The organism is Streptomyces sp. NPDC101490 (assembly GCF_044767145.1).
Lineage (GTDB): Bacteria > Actinomycetota > Actinomycetes > Streptomycetales > Streptomycetaceae > Streptomyces.
The window spans coordinates 97,345-117,689 of sequence record NZ_JBIWNI010000024.1; the positions used below are offsets into that span (position 1 = coordinate 97,345).

General features: G+C 72.0%; 15 protein-coding genes and 1 rRNA gene. 8 read left to right on the plus strand and 8 right to left on the minus strand.

Annotated features, from left to right (window positions below; translation table 11 throughout):
* The first annotated feature begins 27 nt into the window (after positions 1-27).
* Entirely contained in the window at positions 28-624 is a 597-nt protein-coding gene (locus ACIRQY_RS30400; RefSeq protein WP_403931032.1) for an Rv3235 family protein, read from the plus strand.
* Between the two features lie 202 nt (positions 625-826).
* Here ACIRQY_RS30400 and secA read toward each other — a convergent pair whose 3' ends face one another.
* Positions 827-3,631, minus strand: coding sequence for a preprotein translocase subunit SecA (gene secA / locus ACIRQY_RS30405; protein WP_351782980.1), 2,805 nt, complete (start codon positions 3,629-3,631; stop codon positions 827-829).
* A 240-nt stretch (positions 3,632-3,871) separates the two neighbouring features.
* Here secA and ACIRQY_RS30410 point away from each other — a divergent pair, with 240 nt between their 5' ends.
* Positions 3,872-4,459, plus strand: a complete 588-nt coding sequence (locus tag ACIRQY_RS30410; protein ID WP_403931034.1) for a GNAT family N-acetyltransferase — start codon at positions 3,872-3,874, stop codon at positions 4,457-4,459.
* 63 nt (positions 4,460-4,522) lie between these two features.
* Positions 4,523-5,692, plus strand: a complete 1,170-nt coding sequence (locus ACIRQY_RS30415) for a winged helix-turn-helix domain-containing protein (RefSeq protein WP_403931036.1) — start codon at positions 4,523-4,525, stop codon at positions 5,690-5,692.
* Positions 5,693-6,028: 336 nt separating this feature from the next.
* Here ACIRQY_RS30415 and ACIRQY_RS30420 read toward each other — a convergent pair whose 3' ends face one another.
* The 6 genes from ACIRQY_RS30420 to mtrA all read right to left on the minus strand — a co-directional run bounded on the left by ACIRQY_RS30420 (position 6,029) and on the right by mtrA (position 13,624).
* Positions 6,029-6,781: a response regulator transcription factor gene (locus ACIRQY_RS30420; RefSeq protein WP_351782989.1), complete on the minus strand. Its 753-nt coding sequence runs from the start codon at positions 6,779-6,781 to the stop codon at positions 6,029-6,031.
* Between the two features lie 205 nt (positions 6,782-6,986).
* Positions 6,987-7,667: a ribosome hibernation-promoting factor, HPF/YfiA family gene (gene hpf, locus ACIRQY_RS30425; protein ID WP_351782992.1), complete on the minus strand. Its 681-nt coding sequence runs from the start codon at positions 7,665-7,667 to the stop codon at positions 6,987-6,989.
* A gap of 296 nt (positions 7,668-7,963) precedes the next feature.
* On the minus strand, positions 7,964-8,776 hold the full coding sequence (locus ACIRQY_RS30430; protein ID WP_403931039.1) for a ComF family protein: 813 nt from the start codon (positions 8,774-8,776) through the stop codon (positions 7,964-7,966).
* A 289-nt stretch (positions 8,777-9,065) separates the two neighbouring features.
* On the minus strand, positions 9,066-10,931 hold the full coding sequence (locus ACIRQY_RS30435) for an LpqB family beta-propeller domain-containing protein (protein WP_403931041.1): 1,866 nt from the start codon (positions 10,929-10,931) through the stop codon (positions 9,066-9,068).
* Positions 10,921-12,945: an MtrAB system histidine kinase MtrB gene (gene mtrB, locus ACIRQY_RS30440; protein WP_403931043.1), complete on the minus strand. Its 2,025-nt coding sequence runs from the start codon at positions 12,943-12,945 to the stop codon at positions 10,921-10,923. The genes ACIRQY_RS30435 and mtrB overlap by 11 nt, the downstream gene beginning before the upstream one ends.
* A 1-nt stretch (position 12,946) precedes the next feature.
* Positions 12,947-13,624, minus strand: a complete 678-nt coding sequence (gene mtrA / locus ACIRQY_RS30445) for a two-component system response regulator MtrA (RefSeq protein ID WP_010356958.1) — start codon at positions 13,622-13,624, stop codon at positions 12,947-12,949.
* Between the two features lie 1,072 nt (positions 13,625-14,696).
* On the opposite strand from mtrA, the gene ACIRQY_RS30450 reads away from it, so the two are divergent.
* Genes ACIRQY_RS30450 through ACIRQY_RS30470 form a run of 5 tightly spaced genes read left to right on the plus strand, consistent with a single transcriptional unit; the run spans position 14,697 to position 20,104 of the window.
* The gene (locus ACIRQY_RS30450; protein WP_403931044.1) at positions 14,697-15,911 is read left to right on the plus strand and encodes a hypothetical protein; all 1,215 of its coding nucleotides are present in this window, start codon (positions 14,697-14,699) and stop codon (positions 15,909-15,911) included.
* A 4-nt stretch (positions 15,912-15,915) separates the two neighbouring features.
* Positions 15,916-16,608, plus strand: a complete 693-nt coding sequence (locus ACIRQY_RS30455; RefSeq protein WP_403931046.1) for a DUF4129 domain-containing protein — start codon at positions 15,916-15,918, stop codon at positions 16,606-16,608.
* On the plus strand, positions 16,605-17,801 hold the full coding sequence (locus ACIRQY_RS30460; RefSeq protein WP_403931048.1) for a DUF4350 domain-containing protein: 1,197 nt from the start codon (positions 16,605-16,607) through the stop codon (positions 17,799-17,801). Before ACIRQY_RS30455 ends, ACIRQY_RS30460 begins: the two co-directional genes overlap by 4 nt.
* The gene (locus tag ACIRQY_RS30465) at positions 17,798-18,781 is read left to right on the plus strand and encodes an AAA family ATPase (protein ID WP_403931049.1); all 984 of its coding nucleotides are present in this window, start codon (positions 17,798-17,800) and stop codon (positions 18,779-18,781) included. The genes ACIRQY_RS30460 and ACIRQY_RS30465 overlap by 4 nt, the downstream gene beginning before the upstream one ends.
* 12 nt (positions 18,782-18,793) lie before the next feature.
* Complete coding sequence (locus ACIRQY_RS30470) at positions 18,794-20,104, plus strand: DUF58 domain-containing protein (RefSeq protein WP_403931051.1); 1,311 nt, start codon at positions 18,794-18,796, stop codon at positions 20,102-20,104.
* 165 nt (positions 20,105-20,269) lie between these two features.
* Here the strand turns inward: ACIRQY_RS30470 and rrf are convergent.
* Positions 20,270-20,345 (minus strand): 5S ribosomal RNA (rrf, locus tag ACIRQY_RS30475); the annotation flags it as partial.

Below are 20,345 nucleotides of genomic sequence, written 5' to 3' on the forward strand. Positions count from 1 at the left end.
TCGGTTACGCAACGACAGGGGGCCCTCATGACCAGCACGCTCGCCGCCGCACCGCCCGCCGGACCCGGGCACGCCCCCTCCGGCGCCCCCGCGCCGCGCCCGGCCCCCGCACCCGCCGCCCGGCCGCACCCCGCCACGGCGGCCACCCGCCCCCGCACACCACGTCCCCGCACCGCCCCCGCCGGACCGGCCGGCACCCGCCCGCGCGGCCACACCGGCACCCACCCCGGTCACCACCCCCGCACCACCGTCCCGCGCCCCCGCACCTCCCCGGCGCCCCGCGCCCTCCCCCCGCACACCGTCTTCGCCGAGCGCCTGCTCGCCGTCCTCAGCGGGGAGCGCCCGGTCCACTGGATGCTCGGCCACACCGTCGGAGAGGCGTACGAGCAGCTCGTCCGGATCGCCCCCCGGACGCCGCTGCGCTCGCTCGGTCCCCGCCCGGTGCTGCGCCGCTGCTCGGCGCAGGCGCACGACGGCCGGACCGTCCTCGAAGCCTTCGCGACGATCGCCACGGGACCGCGCCTGCGAGCCATGGCCTTCCGCCTGGAACTGGGGGCGGACCGCCGCTGGCGCTGCGCCGCCGTGGAGCTCGACGGACTCGGTGCGGCGGACCGCCCCGCATGACGGAACGCACGGACCACCGGGCCCGGCCGCCCCGCGCGACGGAACGCACCAACCGCTCAGCCCGGCCGCCCCGCACGGACCGCCCGGCATGACGGACGCCGGCGGACAGGGCCGGACCGCCCGGCATGACGGAAGGGGCCGACCGCCCCAACGGGCGACCGACCCCTTCCGTCATCGGCTCAGGACCTCGGCGGTCCCGGCCTCACTTCTTGCGGCGACGCCCGCCGCCCGCGTTCTTCTGGGCCTTGCGGCGCTCGGCACGGGTCATCCCGTCGCCACCGTCCGCGTCGTCGGAGGCGAAGTCGCCCTCGACGACACCGCCGTCACCGTCCACGCTCGGCGCGGAGAAGTGGAGCCGGTCGGGCCGCTGCGGGGCGTCGAGGCCCTTGGCGCGGATCTCCGGACGCCCGGCGGGCACCGCGTCCTGCTTGTCGAGCGAGGGAGAGCTCGCCTGCACCGGGACCTCCTCGACCTGCTGCTCGACCTGGACCTCCAGGTTGAACAGGTAGCCGACGGACTCCTCCTTGATGCCCTCCATCATGGCGGTGAACATGTCGAAGCCCTCGCGCTGGTACTCGACCAGCGGGTCCTTCTGCGCCATGGCGCGCAGACCGATGCCCTCCTGGAGGTAGTCCATCTCGTAGAGGTGCTCGCGCCACTTGCGGTCCAGGACGGACAGGACCACGCGCCGCTCCAGCTCACGCATGATCTCCGAGCCGAGCTGCGTCTCGCGCGACTGGTACTGCTCGTGGATGTCGTTCTTGATCGACTCGGCGATGAACTCGGCGGTGATGCCCGCCCGGTCCCCGGCCGTGTCCTCCAGCTCCTCCACGGTGACCTTCACCGGGTAGAGCTGCTTGAACGCGGTCCACAGACGGTCGAGGTCCCACTCCTCCGCGAAGCCCTCGGCGGTCTCCTGGCGGATGTAGTCGTCGATCGTGTCGTCCATGAAGTGCTGCACCTGCTCGTGCAGGTCCTCGCCCTCCAGGACGCGACGGCGCTCGCCGTAGATGACCTGGCGCTGCCGGTTGAGCACGTCGTCGTACTTCAGGACGTTCTTACGGGTCTCGAAGTTCTGCGTCTCGACCTGCGACTGGGCGGAGGCGATGGCCCGGGTGACCATCTTGTTCTCGATCGGCACGTCGTCCGGCACGTTGGCCATGGCCATCACGCGCTCGACCATCTGCGCCTTGAACAGGCGCATCAGGTCGTCGCCGAGCGAGAGGTAGAAACGGGACTCGCCGGGGTCGCCCTGACGGCCGGAACGACCGCGCAGCTGGTTGTCGATACGGCGGGACTCATGGCGCTCGGTGCCCAGCACGTACAGCCCGCCGAGGTCCTTGACCTCCTCGAACTCCGCCTTCACGGCCTTCGCGGCACGCTCCAGGGCGCCGGGCAGGGCCGCGGCCCACTCCTCGACGTGCTCGACCGGGTCCAGGCCCGCCTGGCGCAGCTCGGCCTCGGCGAGGTCGTCCGGGTTGCCGCCGAGCTTGATGTCCGTACCACGGCCAGCCATGTTCGTGGCGACGGTGACGGCGCCGCGGCGACCGGCCTGGGCGACGATGCTCGCCTCGCGGTCGTGGTGCTTGGCGTTGAGCACCTCGTGCTGCACACCGCGCTTGGAGAGCTGCTGCGAAAGGTACTCGGACTTCTCGACCGAGGTCGTGCCGACCAGGATCGGCTGCCCCTTGTCGTGCTTCTCCGCGATGTCGTCGACGACGGCGGCGAACTTGGCGACCTCGGTCCGGTAGATCAGGTCGGACTGGTCCTTGCGGATCATCGGCCTGTTCGTGGGGATCGGGACGACGCCCAGCTTGTAGATCTGGTGGAACTCGGCCGCCTCGGTCATCGCCGTACCGGTCATGCCGGAGAGCTTCGAGTACAGCAGGAAGAAGTTCTGGAGGGTGATCGTGGCGAGGGTCTGGTTCTCGTCCTTGATCGCCACCCCTTCCTTCGCCTCGATCGCCTGGTGCATGCCCTCGTTGTAGCGGCGACCGGCGAGGATACGGCCGGTGTGCTCATCGACGATCATGACTTCGCCGTCCATGACGACGTAGTCCTTGTCCTTCTTGAACAGTTCCTTCGCCTTGATGGCGTTGTTCAGGTAACCGACGAGGGGGGTGTTCACCGACTCGTAGAGGTTGTCGATGCCCAGCCAGTTCTCGACCTTGGCGACACCGGCCTCATGGATGGCGACGGTCCGCTTCTTCTCGTCGACCTCGTAGTCGCCGGTCTCCTCGATGCCCTTGAGCTGGTTGCCGGGCTCGCCCTTGGAGAGGCGGGTGACGAGCTTGGCGAAGTCGCCGTACCACTTCGTCGCCTGGTCGGCCGGACCGGAGATGATCAGCGGCGTACGGGCCTCGTCGACGAGGATGGAGTCGACCTCGTCGACACAGGCGAAGTTGTGGCCGCGCTGGACGAGCTCGTCCTGGGACCACGCCATGTTGTCGCGCAGGTAGTCGAAGCCGAACTCGTTGTTCGTGCCGTACGTGATGTCGCAGTTGTACTGCTCACGGCGCTGGGCCGGCGTCATGTTGGAGAGGATGCAGCCGATCGACAGACCCAGGAAGCGGTGCACCCGGCCCATCATCTCGGAGTCGCGCTCGGCCAGGTAGTCGTTGACCGTGATCAGGTGCACGCCCTTGCCGGAGAGCGCGTTGAGGTACGCGGGAAGGGTGCCGACGAGGGTCTTGCCCTCACCGGTCTTCATCTCGGCGACATAGCCGAGGTGCAGGGCGGCGCCGCCCATCATCTGGACGTCGTAGTGGCGCTGACCGAGCACACGCTTCGCGGCCTCGCGCACGGTCGCGAAGGCCTCGGGAAGCAGGTCGTCGAGGCTCTCGCCGTCGGCGTACCTCTGCTTGTACTCATCGGTGAGCGCCCGCAACTCGGCGTCGGAGAGGTTGACGAAGTCCTCTTCGATGGAGTTGACCTGGTCCGCGATGCGGTGCAGTTTGCGCAGGATCTTTCCTTCGCCTGCACGCATGAGCTTGTTGAAGACGGACACTGAGGCTGGTCTCCTTGCCGGTCGGGCCTGGCACTGGGTCTTGTCATGGACGCGAGCGCGGGCACGGCAGGTGGTCCCCACCGCAACGGCCATCGTAAGCGAGACCGCCCTCGCAGAGGGAGGCCCACAGTGCCGCAGCCCGTACGTCCGCCCGGAAAGAGAACGCACGAGGTGGGCGGAAGGTGCCGCCCCACCCGAAAAGTGTTCGCTTCCGGTGCCCCGGGTCACCACAATCCCGGCATGGATCCGATCACCCTCACCACCGACCGCCTCCGGCTCCGGAACTTCGTCCCGGAGGACGCCGACGCGGTGCACGCCATCTGCCAGGACCCGGACATCCTGCGCTGGACCGTCGTCCCCTCGCCGTACACCCGGCAGGACGCCGAACTGTTCCTCCAGCGCCTGGTGCCGGACGGCTGGCGCGAGGACACCGAGTACACCTTCGCGGTGGAACCCGTGGCCGGGGGCCCGCTGCTGGCCGCCGTCTCGCTGAGCAGCCGCGACGGGGGCGTCTGGGAGGTCGGCTACTGGCTGGCCCGGGAGCACCGCGGCGCCGGGTACATGACGGAGGCCGTCCGCGCCCTCGCCCACTGGGCCTTCACCCAGCTCGGCTGTGTCCGTCTGGTGTGGCGCGCCGAGGTCGGCAACACCGGCTCGCGCGCGGTGGCCGAGCGCGTCGGCTTCGTCGTCGAGGGCGTCCAGCGCGCCGGGCTCGCCTCCCGGGGCACGCTCCGGGACGGCTGGGTCGCCGCCCTCCTCCCCTCCGACTTCGGCCTCCCCAGTCCCCTGCCGCACCTCCCGGCCCAGGAGCGGCCGGCCACCCCCTGACGAGCGGGTACGGGCCCGGGACCGGCAACTCGGCTGTCAGTGCCGGGGCCTAGGGTGCGGTCCATGACGACTGCGCCGCGCCCCGCCGCCGAACTGTCCGCCGACGAAGCCCGCCGCATCGCGCTGCGCGCCCAGGGCTTCCTGGGGACGCCCGACCGCCGTGCCGGGGTGCGCGGGGTGCTGCGCGCGCTCGGCCAGGTCCAGCTCGACACGATCTCCGTGCTCGCCCGCTCGCACGAGCTGATCCCTTACGCGCGACTGGGCGCCGTCGGCCGCGGGACGGTCGAGGACGCCTACTGGACCGGCACCCACGCCTTCGAGTACTGGTCGCACGCCGCCTGTGTCCTGCCCGTCGAGGAGTGGCCGCACTTCGCCTTCCGCAGGCGCGCCTACCGCGACCGCCCGCACTGGGGCCACGAGCTGTCGCCCGGGGCGTACGACAAGGTCATCGCCCAGCTGCGGGCCGAGGGCCCCCGGACGGCGTCCGAGCTGGGCGGCGCGAAGAACAAGGGCGAGTGGTGGGACTGGTCGGACGCCAAGATCGCCGTCGAGCGGGCGCTGATGTACGGCGAGGTGGTGGTGGTCGAGCGGCGCGGCTGGAAGCGGGTGTACGACCTGGCGGAGCGGGCCGTCCCCCAGTCGCTGCTCCATGACGACCTGGACGACACCGAGTGCGTACGGCGTCTGGTGCGACAGGCGGGTGAGGCGCTGGGCGTGGGCACCCGCGCGGACATCGCCGACTACCACCGGCTGAAGGGCGAGCAGTTCGACGCGGTGGTCGAGGCGGCGGGGCTCGTGCCGGTGACGGTGGCGGGCTGGTCCAAGCCCGCCTGGGCCGACCCGGCGGCGCTGGCCTCGGAGCCGCGCGGCCGGCACCGTACGACGCTGCTCTCGCCGTTCGACTCGCTGATCTGGGAGCGGGCGCGCACGGAGCGGATCTTCGGCTTCGCGCACCGCCTGGAGGCGTACGTGCCGAAGCAGAAGCGGGTCCACGGCTACTTCGCGATGCCGGTGCTGGCCGGGGGCCGTCTGGTGGGCCGGGTGGACCCGGCGCGGGAGGGCCGGACGCTGGTCGCCCGGCAGGTGACGCTCGACGGCCCGAAGGCGGTGCCCGCGGTGGCGCGGGCGCTGCGCGAGGCGGCCGAGTGGGTGGGCTGCGACGCGGTCTCGGTGGTACCGGACCGGGTGAGCCACCCGGAACTGGTGCCGGAGCTGATCCGCGCGCTGGGCTGACGACAGGGGGCGAGGGCTCGCCCCAGGGGCGCACGAGGAGCTTGAAGGGGCCTGGGGCCGCCCGAGCGGCCCGTGGGCGGCCTGCTGCGGCGGAAGGGACTCGCAGAAGCCGCAGGAGACACCGGGACACTGCGACACCTGGGCATCCAGGCACCCGGGGATCGGGGCACGGAAGGTGTGGGCGCCGTCCGGGAGGGCCCTGGAATTCTCCGGGCCCGGGCCCCGGACAGGGCCTCGCGGGGAGTGCCCCGGGCGCCGCGGGGAATGCCGTGCCCGGCCGGAGAAGCCCCGCCCGGTCGAAGTGACCGGGGCTCCCCCGGAGAGCGGGACCGGCCCTTACCGGATCTCCAGGATCTTCTCCCGCATCGCGTAGACCACGGCTTCCATCCGGGAGTGCAGCTGGAGCTTCTCCAGGATGTTCCGGACGTGGTTCTTCACCGTGTTCTCGGAGATGAACAGTTGCTTGGCGATGTCCCGGTTGTTCATTCCGGTCGCCACCAGTTTGAGGACCTCCAGCTCGCGGTCGGTGAGCCGGGGCGCGGGCACCAGCCTGCGTTCGTCGGTGCGCTGGATCATCGACTTGAACTCGGTGAGGAGTTTCGACGCCATCGAGGGGCTGATCTGCGACTGGCCGTCCGCGACCGCGCGGATCGCGGTGGCGACCTCGTCGGTGGAGATCTCCTTGAGGAGATAGCCGGTGGCCCCCGCCTTGATGGCGTCGTAGAGATCGGCCTCCTCGTCGCTGATCGTCAGCATGATGATCTTCGCGCTGGGGGCCACCTCCTTGATGGAGGTGCACGCCTCGATGCCGCCGCGCCGGGGCATCCGTACGTCCATCAGGACGATGTCGGGCAGCAGGTCCGCCGCCTTGTCGACGGCCTCGGCCCCGTCCCCGGCCTCGCCCACGACCTGGATGTCCTCCTCCTGGGCGAGGACGATCTCCAGTCCCCGGCGGAAGAGGGCGTGGTCGTCCACGACGAGGACCCGGATCGGCTCCTTGCGGAAGGTGCCGCTGTCCGGTTCCGATCCCTCCGGGACCGCGCCACCGTGCTCACGCCCGCTGAGCACCGGCCCGAAGCTGTCCGCCATCGTTCCTCCCCCTGAAGGCCGTGGCCTGAATTCGTATCCGGTCCTCCAACCGGTGCCCAGTAAGCACCGGTTGGCGTGCACCACATGATTTCATGCCCCGGCGGCGGCGGAGACTTCCCGCACGCGCGGGGGTGCCCCCGGGAGCGCGGAGAGCGCTCCGGGGGCACCCCGGGGACACCGTACGAGCGGTGCGGGCGACGGCCGGTCAGCCGCCGAGCGCACCACCGGCGCCGCCGCCCTCGGCGAGCGGGTCGCTCTCCAGATGGATGACGCCGTAGTCGTACGCGTGCCGCCGGTAGACCACGCTCGGCTGCTTCGTGTCGGAGTCGACGAAGAGGTAGAAGTCGTGCCCGACCAGTTCCATCTCGTAGAGCGCCTGGTCGAGCGTCATCGGCGCGGCCGCGTGGGTCTTCTCGCGGACCACGAGCGGGCCTTCGCCCTGCACCTCGATCGAGCCCATCATCGTGGTGGGCACCTTGTCGGTCTCGTCGGCGACCAGCTGACCGTTGCCGTCGAGCTGGGCGGCGCCGGGCACCACGTCCCCGACCTCCGCCGCCGAAAGCCTGCCGTTCCCACGGCGGGTGTAGCGCTTGTCGTGCTGCTTCCGCAGGCGCGCCTCCAGCTTGTCGCTGGCGAGGTCGAGCGCTGCGTAAGGGTCGCCTGCCGCGGCTTCGGCCCGGATCACCGGACCTCGGGAGTGGAGGGTGATCTCCACGCGGTCCGACCTGTCGGCCTGCCGCGGATTCAGCTCCTTGGACACCTCGACGTCGAGGCTGATCACCTTGCCGTCGAGCTTCTGGATCTTCTCCAGCTTCAGCTTCTCGGCCACGTGCTTGCGGAACCGCTCGGGCACCTCGGTCTTGCGGCCCTTGACGACGATGTCCACGCAGAACTCCGTTCCCGGATCGCCCGGACCGGCTCCTTGGCCGCCGGGCATCTCCCTTTGCACCAGATGCTCCGGTGGATTACCGGAGCTTCGGACTCGGCGTTTTCACCTCCTCCTCCCCAGCCGACAAGATCCCCACCCCGTCGACATGAGGTTAATTCGCCCTGAACTCCTGTCCTGTAGGCGCAACCATGTTTTCGGCGAGCGATGGCTTTCACCATTCCTCACAACCGAACATAGCCCCTTCGGACGGGTGTCGGCACCCGCTACCGCGACATACCTCCGTTCGGGTGCTCTCACCTCTCACCACCTGCAACGATCCAAGTTCCCGGAGAGTTCCGGTTTAATTCGAACGAAGTGGGAGAGGATGCGATCACGGCCGCGACCCGCTGTTCGAATCCGTGCTGCGTGAAACCAGTCGCGGAGCCTCCCGGTATTCCGCCGGAAATGAACGGCAGGTGTACGGCTCCGAGGGCGCGGGCGGCCTCCGCGAGCGACGCCCCCGTGGTCATGATGTCGTCCACGAGGACCACCCTTCCGGCCGCCAGGAGCCGTCCGCCGCCGGGCACGACCTCCAGCGCCCCGGCGAGGTTGGCCAGCCGTCCGCGCGCCCCGAGGCCCGCCTGGTCCGCCACGAACCGGCGCTGCCGCAGCACCGGCACCACCCGCGCCGGGCGCCCCGACCGCCGCAGCCGCGCCGCCGCGGCCCGTGCGATCCGTCGCGTCGGATCGTGGCCACGCGTCCGCACCGAGCGCCGTGAGGACGGCACCGGCACCAGGAGCAGCGGACGCGGCCCGAGACTCTCCACGGGCCCGGCAGCGGCCTCCACGGCCCCGGCCAGCGCCCCGCCCAGCGGTCCGGCGAGCGCGAGCGCCCCGCGTTCCTTGTGGGCCAGGAGCACGTCCCGTACGGCCCCGGCGTAGGGCGCGGCGGCGTGCACCACCGGGAGCCCGGCGGGCTCGGGCGCGGGCCGCACCCGGCGCGGCCCCTCCGCGCCCCCGGCCAGCTCGTCCGCGCACACCGGGCACAGCTCCGTCCTCGGCAGACCGCAGCCCGCGCAGGCGACCGGCAGCACCAGCCCGGCGATCTCGTGCCACCACCCCCGCATGGCTCCACTCTGCGCCCTCGCCGACTCCCGGACCACCCCTGTGGAAAACCCCCGGACCGGCCACCGGAGTACGTCAGGTACAGACGGGCCGGGCCGGGCGGTTCGGGTCGGGAAAGGACCGGTTGGGAACGGACGGGTCGCGCCAGGGCCGTCCGAACGGGCCACCGGCCCCACCGGCCCTGTCACCCCGGGCGTCCCGGAGACCTCGCCACCCGAGCAGTCACTGGCATCCCCGGCCGCCCCAGACGCCCCAGACGCCCCAGACGCCCCAGACGGATGGTCCGGATCATCATCCGGGGTAGATCGGCGACCGGCCCGTCTTGACCACCGGCTGCCAGTTCATCCCGGGTGCGAGCCGGACGATTCCGTCGTTGCCGGAGTAGGCGACCAGCGGTGTGGTGTCGCCGTGCGGGGCGGCCACCGACTTCACCCCGTTGAGGCCGGGGAGCACCGAGGTCGCGGAGGTCGAGCCGTCCGTCTGGAGGTAGCGGATCTGCTGGACGCCGCCCGCCTCCCTGCCGACCACGACGAGCCTGCTCGGCCCGGCCCAGGAGACGGCCGTGACGGACTCCATCCGGGGCGCGGCGGGCTGGAGGTCGAGGACGGAGACGACCGGGTCCGTCTCCGTGATCTCCCGCTGGACCCGGCCGATCTGGAGGGTCGTACGGCCGTCCTGGGTGACGACGAGCGCGATCCGGACACCGTCGGCGGAGACCTTCAGCGAGTCGATCCTGACGTCCGGCGTCAGCCACGGCGCGTTGACCCGGACGGGGTGGCCGGTGCCGTCGGGCACCATCCACAGCCGGGGCGCGGAGCGGTCGCGGTCGGCGACCCACAGGTCGCCCCGGCGGTCCCAGCTGGGTGCGGAGAGCCGGTCGTCCGGCTTGGCGCCCTTGCTGCTGAGGATCGCGGGGGACGGTTCCTGCTCGGTGGTGATCGAGGAGACGAACAGGTCGCGGCCGTTCTCCCCCACCCCCGCGGCCTTGGTCTCGCCCCGGTCCACCGCGGCCGACCGGAGCCGCGCCGTGTCCTTGCCGAGGGGGCCCGGCAGTTCGGCGGACCTGTCCGGCACCTTCTCCCCGACCACCAGCATCATCAGCTTGCCGTGCTCGTCGACGAAGTACGGGTTCTCGCTGCGGTCGGCGGTGCGGACGGCGGCGAACTCCGCCGCCTGCCCCTTGCCGAGCCTGCACAGCGACCGGTCGGCCGAACCCAGCAGTTCCACCTGCTCGACGCGCACGGACGTCAGGTCACGCAGGGTGAAGAGCAGTTGCGCCGCCATCCGCCGGCACACGTCGCCGCTCACCTGGTCGGCCCGGTCGTTGAGCGGCACCTTCAGCGTGGACTGGTCGTCGGTGGTCAGCGTGGTGACGCCCTTCCGCAGCTCCGTACCGGAGGGGAAGCTGGACTCGACGGCGGGCTTCAGCCAGTTCGTGGGGCCTTCCAGGAGTGCCTTGACCGTCTGCGTCACCGGGTCCATCCGGGTGACGGGGTCCTGCCGCTGACGGATGTAGACGGGGTCGGCGACGACCCAGTCCTCCCGGGAGGCGAAGTAGTACTTGTTGACCGAGCGGTAGTTGCGCAGGAAATCGGCCTCACCGAGCACCAGACCGGGCGGGAGGCTGTCGATCCGCCACTCCTTGCCCTTGCCGTTGGCGGTGGGCTGCTGGACGACGTGGATCGCCCTGAGGTACTCGACCGGGCTGTTCGGCTGGTACGCGTGCCGGGCGTCCACGGTCGCGATCTTGCGGCCGGAGAGCGGATAGGCCTTGCCCCGCTCGTCCGGGTCGGCGTTGCGGTCCGCCTGGTCACGGTTGGGCGCGGTGGTGAGCACGGTGATGCTCTGCTCCGGCTTCCAGCTCGCCGCCGCCTTCTTCGTCAGGTACTTGCGGGCCGTGGCGAATCCGGGGTCGTCGCTGGTCATCGCTTCGAGGAAGCCGTCGACGATCTCGTCCGGGTCCGCGCTCTCCCGGGGGGCCACGGCGTACACCCGTACCTGCGAGTCGCCCTGGTTGGCGCCCCGCACGGGCTGTACCTCGCCGCTGTCGGGCATCGTCGCGCACCCGCTCACCAGGATTCCGCCGCAGGCGGCGAGCACCGCCGCCCTCGTCCGCGTCCCGCGTCCCACGAGCCCCTCCCGGGAGTCAGCGCCCACGTGTCCCGTCCTCCCGCTCGGTGTTCCCGCCGCCCCCGGCCGTCGTCCGACCGGCCCCGGCGCCCGCCCCGTCGCCGTCTGCCGCGCCCCGCGCCACGACCCGGGCACCGCTCCCGGGCAGCGCCGTCGGATCGACGGTCGCCCGCGGCGGGGCGGGCAGCCTCGGCGGTACGGGAAGCTGCGCGCGGTCGCCCCCGGACTGCGCCGGTACGGCCGACAGGCGCGCGTTCTCCTGCGCCCGCCCGGCCGCCGCCTGCTCCCGGTTGCGCCGCGAGTCCTCGGGCTCCAGGGGTATCGGGGAGCCCCTGAGCGGTTCGTCGGCGGTGCGCGGCAGGGTGAGCCGGAACTGCGAGCCGCCTCCGGCCTCGCCCCACGCCTGGAGCCAGCCGCCGTGCAGCCGCGCGTCCTCGACGGCGATCGAGAGACCGAGACCGGTGCCGCCGGTGGTCCGCGCGCGGGCGGGGTCGGCACGCCAGAACCGGTTGAACACCCGGGTCGCCTCGCCCGGCTTCAGCCCGACGCCGTAGTCCCGGACGGCGACGGCCACGGCGCCACCGGCGGCGGCCAGTTTCACCACCACGTCCTTGCCCTCGCCGTGCTCCACGGCGTTGACGACGAGGTTGCGCAGCACCCGCTCGACCCGGCGCGCGTCGGCCTCGGCCACCACCGGCTGCCGGTCGCCGACGACGACGATCCTGCTGCCCTTGCGCTCGGCGAGGGGCTCGGCACCACTGATGACCCGGCGCACGACCTGCCGCAGGTCTATCGGCTCGGCTTCCAGGGCCGCCGCACCCGCGTCGAAACGGCTGATCTCCAGGAGGTCGGCGAGCAGCGACTCGAACCGGTCGAGCTGGTCGCCGAGCAGTTCGGCGGAACGGGCGGTGACGGGGTCGAAGTCCACCCGGGCCTCGTGGATGACGTCGGCGGCCATCCGGACCGTGGTCAGCGGGGTGCGCAGCTCGTGCGAGACGTCCGAGACGAACCGCCGCTGCATCCGCGACAGCTCCTCCAGCTGCTGGATCTTGAGCTGGAGGCTCTGGGCCATCTTGTTGAAGGCCTCGCCGAGGCGGGCGATGTCGTCCTCGCCGGTGACCTTCATCCGTTCCTGGAGGCGCCCGGCGGAGAGCCGTTCGGCGATCCCGGCGGCCATCCGGACGGGGGTGACGACCTGGCGGACCATGAGCCAGGCGATGGCGCCGAGGAGGGCGACGACGAAGAGCCCGGCGGTCGCCAGGGTGGTCTTGACCAGGGTGAGGGAGTCCTCCTCCTGGGTGAGCGGGAAGAGGTAGTACAGCTCGTACTGAGTGCCCTCGGCGTCGTTCATCCGCTTGCCGATCACCAGCCCGGCCTCGGGGGCCTTCCCGCTGGTGTAGTGGATGCTGGTGAACTTCTGGAAGGTGTCGGTGCTCTGGGCCACCGAGTGGCGCAAGGTGACGGGGATGCTCGTGGTCGGGTCGACCTCGCCGGAGGCGCGGGCGCCCCGGCTCGCGGTGTCACCGGTGTCGAGGGAGAGCGCGACCACGTTGAAGGCGCTCTGCCCACCACTGGCGAGCTGCTCGACGAGCGTGGACCGCCAGTTCACGGAGGCTCCGGCCCGCCCGCCGTCCTGCTGCCCGGGGGCGGAGGAGGTGGTGGCGGCCCGGTCCTGCGCGGCCGAGAAGCCGCCGGCCGCCTGGCTCTGGGCGGCCTTCTCCTTGGCGTCGAGGAGCCCGTTGCGGACCTGTCCGATGACGACGAGGCCGAGCAGCAGGACGACTCCGAGGGACATCAGCAGGGTGCCCGCGACGATCCTCAGCTGGATGTTCCGCCGCCACAGCCGCACGGCGGGCAGCAGCGGTCGGCGCACCCACCGGGCGACGAGCCGGATGACCGGCCCGCCGGGCGCCCCGTCCTGGAGCAGCCGTCGGCCGCGCGGCAGACGGCCGGAACGCGAGCCCCCCCGCCCCGGTCCGGCAGCCCGCCCCGTACGGACTCCCGGGTCACCGGGCTTCGGAGCAGCACTGCCCGTACTCATGTCAGCTCGGTCCCGCCTTGTAGCCGACGCCCCGGACGGTCACCACGATCTCCGGGCGCTCCGGGTCCTTCTCGACCTTCGAGCGCAGCCGCTGGACGTGCACGTTCACCAGACGGGTGTCGGCAGCGTGCCGGTAGCCCCAGACCTGCTCCAGCAGGACCTCGCGGGTGAAGACCTGCCACGGCTTGCGGGCCAGCGCGACGAGCAGGTCGAACTCCAGCGGGGTCAGGGCGATGGACTGCCCGTCCCGCTTCACGGAGTGCCCGGCCACGTCGATGACCAGGTCACCGATGGTCAGCTGCTCGGGAGCCGGTTCCTCGGACCGCCGCAGCCGCGCCCGGATGCGGGCGACCAGTTCCTTCGGCTTGAACGGCTTCACGATGTAGTCGTCGGCCCCGGACTCCAGGCCCACGACGACATCGACCGTGTCGCTCTTGGCCGTGAGCATGACGATCGGCACTCCCGACTCGGCCCTGATGAGCCGGCACACCTCGATGCCGTCCCTTCCGGGCAGCATCAGGTCGAGCAGCACCAGATCGGGCTTGGCCTCGCGGAAAGCGGCGAGCGCCTTGTCACCGTCCGCGACGAACGACGGCTCGAACCCTTCACCCCGCAGCACGATGCCGAGCATCTCGGCCAGTGCGGTGTCGTCGTCGACGACAAGAACGCGTCCCTTCATGTCGACATCATCCCATTTCCGTATCAGTCTGAAGGCGGCTGGTGAGATACCTCACCGGCCTGCGGCGACGTCCGACTTCGCGCGCCGTGAACCGCCGGTGTCCGTGGGTGTTGATGCCAGACATGGATGTCAGCCCGTGACCCCCGTGGTCGCCCCGAACCGTACCTTGCGGGGCCTGGTAAAGCCCATGGGAGGGCTGGCCCGATCGACGGCCTCGCCCCCGGCCGAGGAGACCTGCCGGGCAGGACCGCCGACACGCCCGAGGAAGACCCGCTCAGCCCCTCTCGGCTCCGAGCCCGCCCACGAACACCCACCGAACCAGGCTGTACGAACCCGGGCGCGGCCGCCGAGGGCCCTTACAGCAGCCTTCCCGGTCTCCCTCCTCTCCCACGCGGGACCACACGAGGGGACGGAGCGCAGGGAGGCGGATCAGCCGTCCACGCGCCACCCGAAGCGGGGACGGAAGGCCCGGGACTACGGGCGACAGGAGCGACAGGAGCGACAGGAGCGACAGGAGGATCATCAGAGGGATGAGGCAGGTGGAGCCGCATGAAGCCCACCGCCGCTCCACCCGCCACACCCTGGATCAGCACCCTGAATCAGCTCTCGATCAGACAGGAATCCCTCCCGGCGCTCCCCAGGCACCTCGGCGACTTCCCCGGTACCTCGGCGGCTTCCCGCCCACCGGCCGACCGGAATCCCGTGGGCGACGATCTCGCAGAGCGCCAGGGGCACCCCCTCGGGCCGATCGTCATCTGCCGTGACATGCCGTGATCCGGCCTGAGCCGACCCACGGCGGTCCCCGGCCCGGATCACGCCCTGCTGGACCATGACCGACTAGCCCGTCGGCGCGCGGTTCGCGTGCTCCGGCCGGGCGTCCACGGGGTGCGCCGCCCACCGCCCACCCGCCGAAGGTCCGGACAAAGGTACGAACGAGGGCACCTGTCCGGCCCACGGGCGGGTCCCGCGTGGCACGATGGCACCCGGCCCGCCGCCATGTCCGGTGTCGGCCGCCGTGACCGAGCCGGCTCGCCGATCCGGCACCGCGACCATTCCTCCGAGGTGGACGACCGTGAACGACACTCCGGGCTGGACCTCGCCCGGATCCGCCCCCTCCGACGGCCAGGACGGCCCCGGTGTGCCCAGGCCCGCGGCTCCGGCCGACGAGAACGGCTCCGCCCCCCAGTGGTCGAAGGACCAGCCTCCCGGGGGCCAGTGGTCCCCGCCGACCCAGCAGGCCCCGCCCCCGGCGCAGGGCCCCGGCTGGGGCGCCCCGCCGCCGAACGTCCAGTGGGGCAAGCCCCCGGCCGCCAAGCCCGGTGTGATCCCGCTGCGCCCGCTGGGCATGGGCGAGATCCTCGACGGCGCCGTGAAGACCCTGCGCACCTACTGGCGCACGGTCCTGACGATCACCGTCCTGGTCGCGCTGTTCTCCCAGACGGTCAGCGTCCTGGCCCAGCGCTACCTCGTCCCCCAGGTCCCGGCCACGAACCCGGACGCCTCTCCCGCCGAGCTGCTCGAAGAGTCCATCGAAGCCGCCCAGGTGTCCCTGATCGGCATGGGTCCCTCCCTGCTCGTCACGCTCATGGCGTCCGTGGCGAGCGCGGCACTGCTGACGGTCGTCGTCAGCCGCGCCGTGCTCGGCCGCCCGGTGACGCTGGGCTCCGCCTGGCAGGAGGCCCGCCCCCGGCTGCTCCAGCTGATCGGCCTGACCCTGCTCCTGGCCGTCCTCGGCGCGGGCGTGGTCACCGTCGCCCTGCTCCCGGGTCTCCTCGTCGGAGGCGGCGCGGGGGCGTTCCTGGCCTTCTTCGGCGCCCTCGGCGGCCTCGTGGCCGTCGTCTGGCTGATGGTCCGCTTCAGCCTCGCCTCCCCGGCCCTGATGCTGGAACGCCAGGGCGTGTTCCCCTCCCTGAAGCGCTCGGCCAAGCTGGTCCAGGGCTCCTGGTGGCGGATCTTCGGCATCACCGTCCTCACCCAGCTGCTGATCTTCGTCTTCGCGATGATCATCGCGATCCCGTTCACGATCATCGGCATCGCGGTCGACGGCAACGGCTTCTCCGGACTGCTCTCCGGCTCCAGCACGACGTTCGGCTGGCCGTTCCTGATCGTCACGGGCATCGGCGGAGTCATCACCAGCGCGGTCACCTACCCCATCTCGGCGGGTGTGACGGTGCTGCTCTACGTGGACCAGCGCATCCGGCGCGAAGCCCTGGACCTCGAACTCGCCCGGTCCGCGGGTCTTCCGGGCTACGGCCCCGCACCGGGCACCCAGACCGCCGGAGGCTGATGCCGTGACGGTCACGGGGGGAACGACCACGGCACCGGCGCGGCTCCGCGCCGAGGGTGACGTACCGGTGGACCTCTCCCGGCTCCCCGCCCGCGAGGCGGCGGAGCGGGAGCTGTCCGAGCCGATGTACCACGAGAACGACCCGAACCTCCTCCAGCGCGGCCTCGACCGCTTCTGGGAGTGGATCGGCGACCTCTTCGCGTCGGCTTCCGGAGCCACCCCCGGCGGAATCGTCGGGCTCGTCGTGGTCGTCCTGCTCGTGGCCGCCGTCGCCGTCGCCCTGTGGTGGCGGCTCGGCACCCCCCGGCGTACCCCAGGAGCCACCGCCGACTCCCTCTTCGAGGACGGCCCCCGCACCGCCCGGGAACACCGAGCGGCCGCCGTCCGGCACGCCTCCTCCGGCCACTGGAACCAGGCCGTCCAGGAACGGATGCGCGCCATCGTCCGCTCCCTCGAAGAACGCACCCTGATCGACCCCCGGCCCGGCCGCACCGCCGACGAGGCCGCCGCCGAGGCCGGCCGCTCCCTGCCGTCCCACGCCGACGCCCTGCGCCTCGCGGTCCGCGCCTTCGACGACGTCACATACGGCGGCCGCACCGCCGACGAAGCCGCGTACCGCCGGGTCGAGGAACTGGACACGGCCCTGGAACGGACCCGCCCCACGTTCGACACCACCGTCTCGGGAACGCCCGCATGAGCCGCCCGGCCGTCAGCGCCACGTCGACCGCCGCCACCGCGCACCAGTCGTGGACCCGGACCCGGGGCGTGCTCCTCCTCCTCGTCCTGGTCCTCATCGGGGGGATCGTCCTCGCCACGGTGCGGTCCACCGGCTCCCACGGAGCCCTCGATCCCCGATCCGCCGACCCCCACGGCAGCCGGGCCGTCGCCGAACTCCTCAAGGACCGCGGCGTCACGGTCACCCTCGCCACCACTCTCGACGAGGCCACCGCCGCGACCGGCCCCGACTCGACCCTCCTGGTCACCACCCCCGACCTCCTGACGAAGAGCCAGCAGTCCACACTGCGCCAGGCCTTCGCGGACACCACCGCCCGCACCGTCCTCATCGGCGCGGGCGCCGCCTCCCTCCCCGTACTGGCCCCGGAGGCCTCCACCGACCTCAGCACCCCCGTGCGGAACCGCGCCCCCGCCTGTACCTTTCCGGGCGCCGTCCACGCGGGCAGCGTCGACCTCGGCGGCGAGCGCTACCGCGTCCGCCCCGGCACCACCGCCGACTCCTGCTATCCCGCCGACGGCCTGCCGACCCTGGTCCGCCTCCCCGGCTCCGGCGCCACCGACACCGTCCTCCTCGGCTCGCCCGACATCCTCCACAACAACCGTCTCGACCAGCAGGGCAACGCCTCGCTCGCCCTCGGGCTCCTCGGCTCCCGGCCCCATCTCGTCTGGTACCTCCCCGCTCTCTCCGACGCCTCCGCCACCGCCTCGTCCGACGGCGACGTCACCAGCGACTTCCTCAGCCTCGTCCCCTCCGGCTGGCTGTGGGGCACGCTCCAACTCGCCGTCGCGGCCCTCCTTGCCGCCGTCTGGCGCGCCCGCCGTCTCGGACCCCTGGTGACCGAACGCCTCCCCGTCGTCCTCCGCGCCTCCGAGGCCACCGAGGGCCGTGCCCGCCTCTACCGCAAGACGGACGCCCGTGACCGCGCCGCCGCCGTCCTGCGCACCGCGACCCGCGCCCGGATCGCCCCGCTCCTCGGCGTCCCCGTCCAGGACGCCCACTCTTCCGAGCGTCTCCTCCCCGCGCTCTCCGCCCGTCTCCCCGAGACCGCGGATCACGGAACCCTGCTCTTCGGCCCGGCTCCCGCCGACGACGCCGCCCTCATCCGCCTCGCGGACCAACTCGACGCCCTCGAAAGAGAGGTACGCACCTCATGAGCGCCCCGACCCCCGAGACCGCTACGGACTCGGACAGCGCCCGCGCCTCCCTGGAGGCCCTGCGCACCGAGATCGCCAAGGCCGTGGTCGGCCAGGACCCCGCCGTCACCGGTCTCGTCGTCGCCCTGCTCTGCCGGGGACACGTCCTCCTCGAAGGCGTCCCCGGAGTAGCCAAGACACTGCTGGTCCGCGCGCTCGCCGCCACTCTCGAACTCGACACCAAGCGCGTCCAGTTCACCCCCGACCTGATGCCGAGCGATGTCACCGGCTCCCTGGTCTACGACACCCGGACCTCCGAGTTCTCCTTCCAGCCTGGCCCGGTCTTCACCAACCTCCTTCTCGCCGACGAGATCAACCGGACGCCTCCGAAGACCCAGTCCTCCCTCCTGGAAGCGATGGAGGAGCACCAGGTGACGGTCGACGGCGTCCCCCGCCCGCTCCCTGAGCCCTTCCTCGTCGCCGCGACCCAGAACCCCGTCGAGTACGAGGGCACCTATCCCCTGCCCGAGGCCCAACTGGACCGCTTCCTGCTGAAGCTGACGGTCCCCCTGCCCTCACGCGCGGACGAGGTCCAGGTCCTCACCCGCCACGCCGGGGGCTTCGACCCCCGCGACCTGAAGGCCGCGGGCATCCGCCCCGTCGCGGGCCCGGCCGAACTCGAAGCGGCCCGGACCGCCGTCGCCGAGGTGTCGGTCTCCACCGACATCGCCGGCTACGTCGTCGATATCTGCCGTGCCACGCGTGAATCCCCCTCACTCACCCTCGGAGTCTCTCCCCGAGGTGCCACCGCCCTGCTCTCCACCGCCCGCGCCTGGGCCTGGCTGACCGGCCGGGACTACGTCACCCCGGACGATGTGAAGGCCCTCGCTCTGCCCACCCTTCGTCATCGCATCCACCTGCGGCCCGAGGCCGAGATGGAGGGAGTCACCCCCGACTCCGTCATCAACTCGATCCTCGCCCACGTCCCCGTACCCCGCTGAGAACGACGCCCCATGGCCCTCACCGGACGAACCGCGCTGCTAGCCGCCCTCGGATCACTCCCCGTCGGCATCCTCGCCCCCAGCTGGACGGGGATGCTCGCCGTGAACGCGCCTCTCTCCCTCGCAATTCTGTGCGACTACGCCTTGGCGGCGCCAGTACGAACGCTCCAATTCACCCGAAGTGGTGATACATCCGTTCGACTCGGTGACGCGGCGGACGTCCAGCTCACGGTCACGAACCCGTCCCGTCGGCGCCTCCGGGCCCAGCTCCGCGACGCCTGGCCGCCCAGCAGCTGGCTCCCCGGCACCGAGCAGGCGGCCTCACGCCAGCGCCTGACCGTGCCCGCGGGCGAACGCCGCCGTCTCACCACGAGCCTGCGCCCCACCCGCCGCGGCGACCGCCGCGCCGCCCGCGTGACGGTCCGTTCGTACGGCCCTCTCGGTCTCGCGGCCCGCCAGGGCAACCACGAGGTCCCGTGGACGGTCCGCGTCCTGCCGCCCTTCACCAGCCGCAAGCACCTGCCGTCCCGCCTGGCCCGCCTCCGTGAACTCGACGGCCGCACCAGTGTGCTGACCCGAGGTGAGGGCACCGAGTTCGACAGCCTCCGCGAGTACGTCCCCGGCGACGACACCCGCTCGATCGACTGGCGTGCCACGGCCCGCCAGAGCACGGTCGCCGTCCGCACCTGGCGTCCCGAGCGCGACCGCCACATCCTCGTCGTCCTCGACACCGGCCGCACTTCGGCCGGCCGTGTCGGCAACGTCCCCCGTCTGGACGCCTCGATGGACGCGGCCCTCCTCCTGACCGCGCTCGCCTCCCGTGCGGGGGACCGCGTGGACCTGCTGGCCTACGACCGTCGGCTCCGCGCCCAGGTCCAGGGCCAGTCATCGAGGGACGTTCTGCCCGCCGTGGTCGACGCCCTCGCCCCGCTCGAACCCGAGCTGGTGGAGACAGACGCCCGCGGTCTGGCCGCGACCGCCCTCGCCCGCGCCCCCCGCCGCTCCCTGATCGTGCTCCTGACGAGCCTGGACGCCGCTCCGATCGAGGAGGGCCTGCTCCCGGTCCTGCCGCAGCTGACCCGGCGCCACACGGTCCTGGTGGCGTCCGTGGCAGACCCCCTGGCCGCCCGCATGGCCGCGCACCGGGGCACGATCGAGAACGTCTACGAGGCTGCCGCCGCCACCCAGACCCAGTCCCAGCGCGCCCGGACCGCCGACCAGCTGCGGCGCCATGGAGTCACGGTCGTGGACGCCGTTCCCGACTCCCTCGCCCCGGCACTGGCGGATGCCTACCTCGCCCTGAAAGCAGCCGGCCGCCTCTGAAGGGAGTGGCCCGGGGTTCCGTCGTTTCGTCCTGCGCGCCTTTTCCCGTCCCGGCCGGTGAACACAGAAAAGCCCCGCACCATGAGGTGCGGGGCTTTCCCGATAGTTTAGAACGCGGAAATGCCTCAGCCCCCGGACAGAGTCCAGGGGCTGAGGCTAAAAATTGTTCGGCGGCGTCCTACTCTCCCACAGGGTCCCCCCTGCAGTACCATCGGCGCTGAAAGGCTTAGCTTCCGGGTTC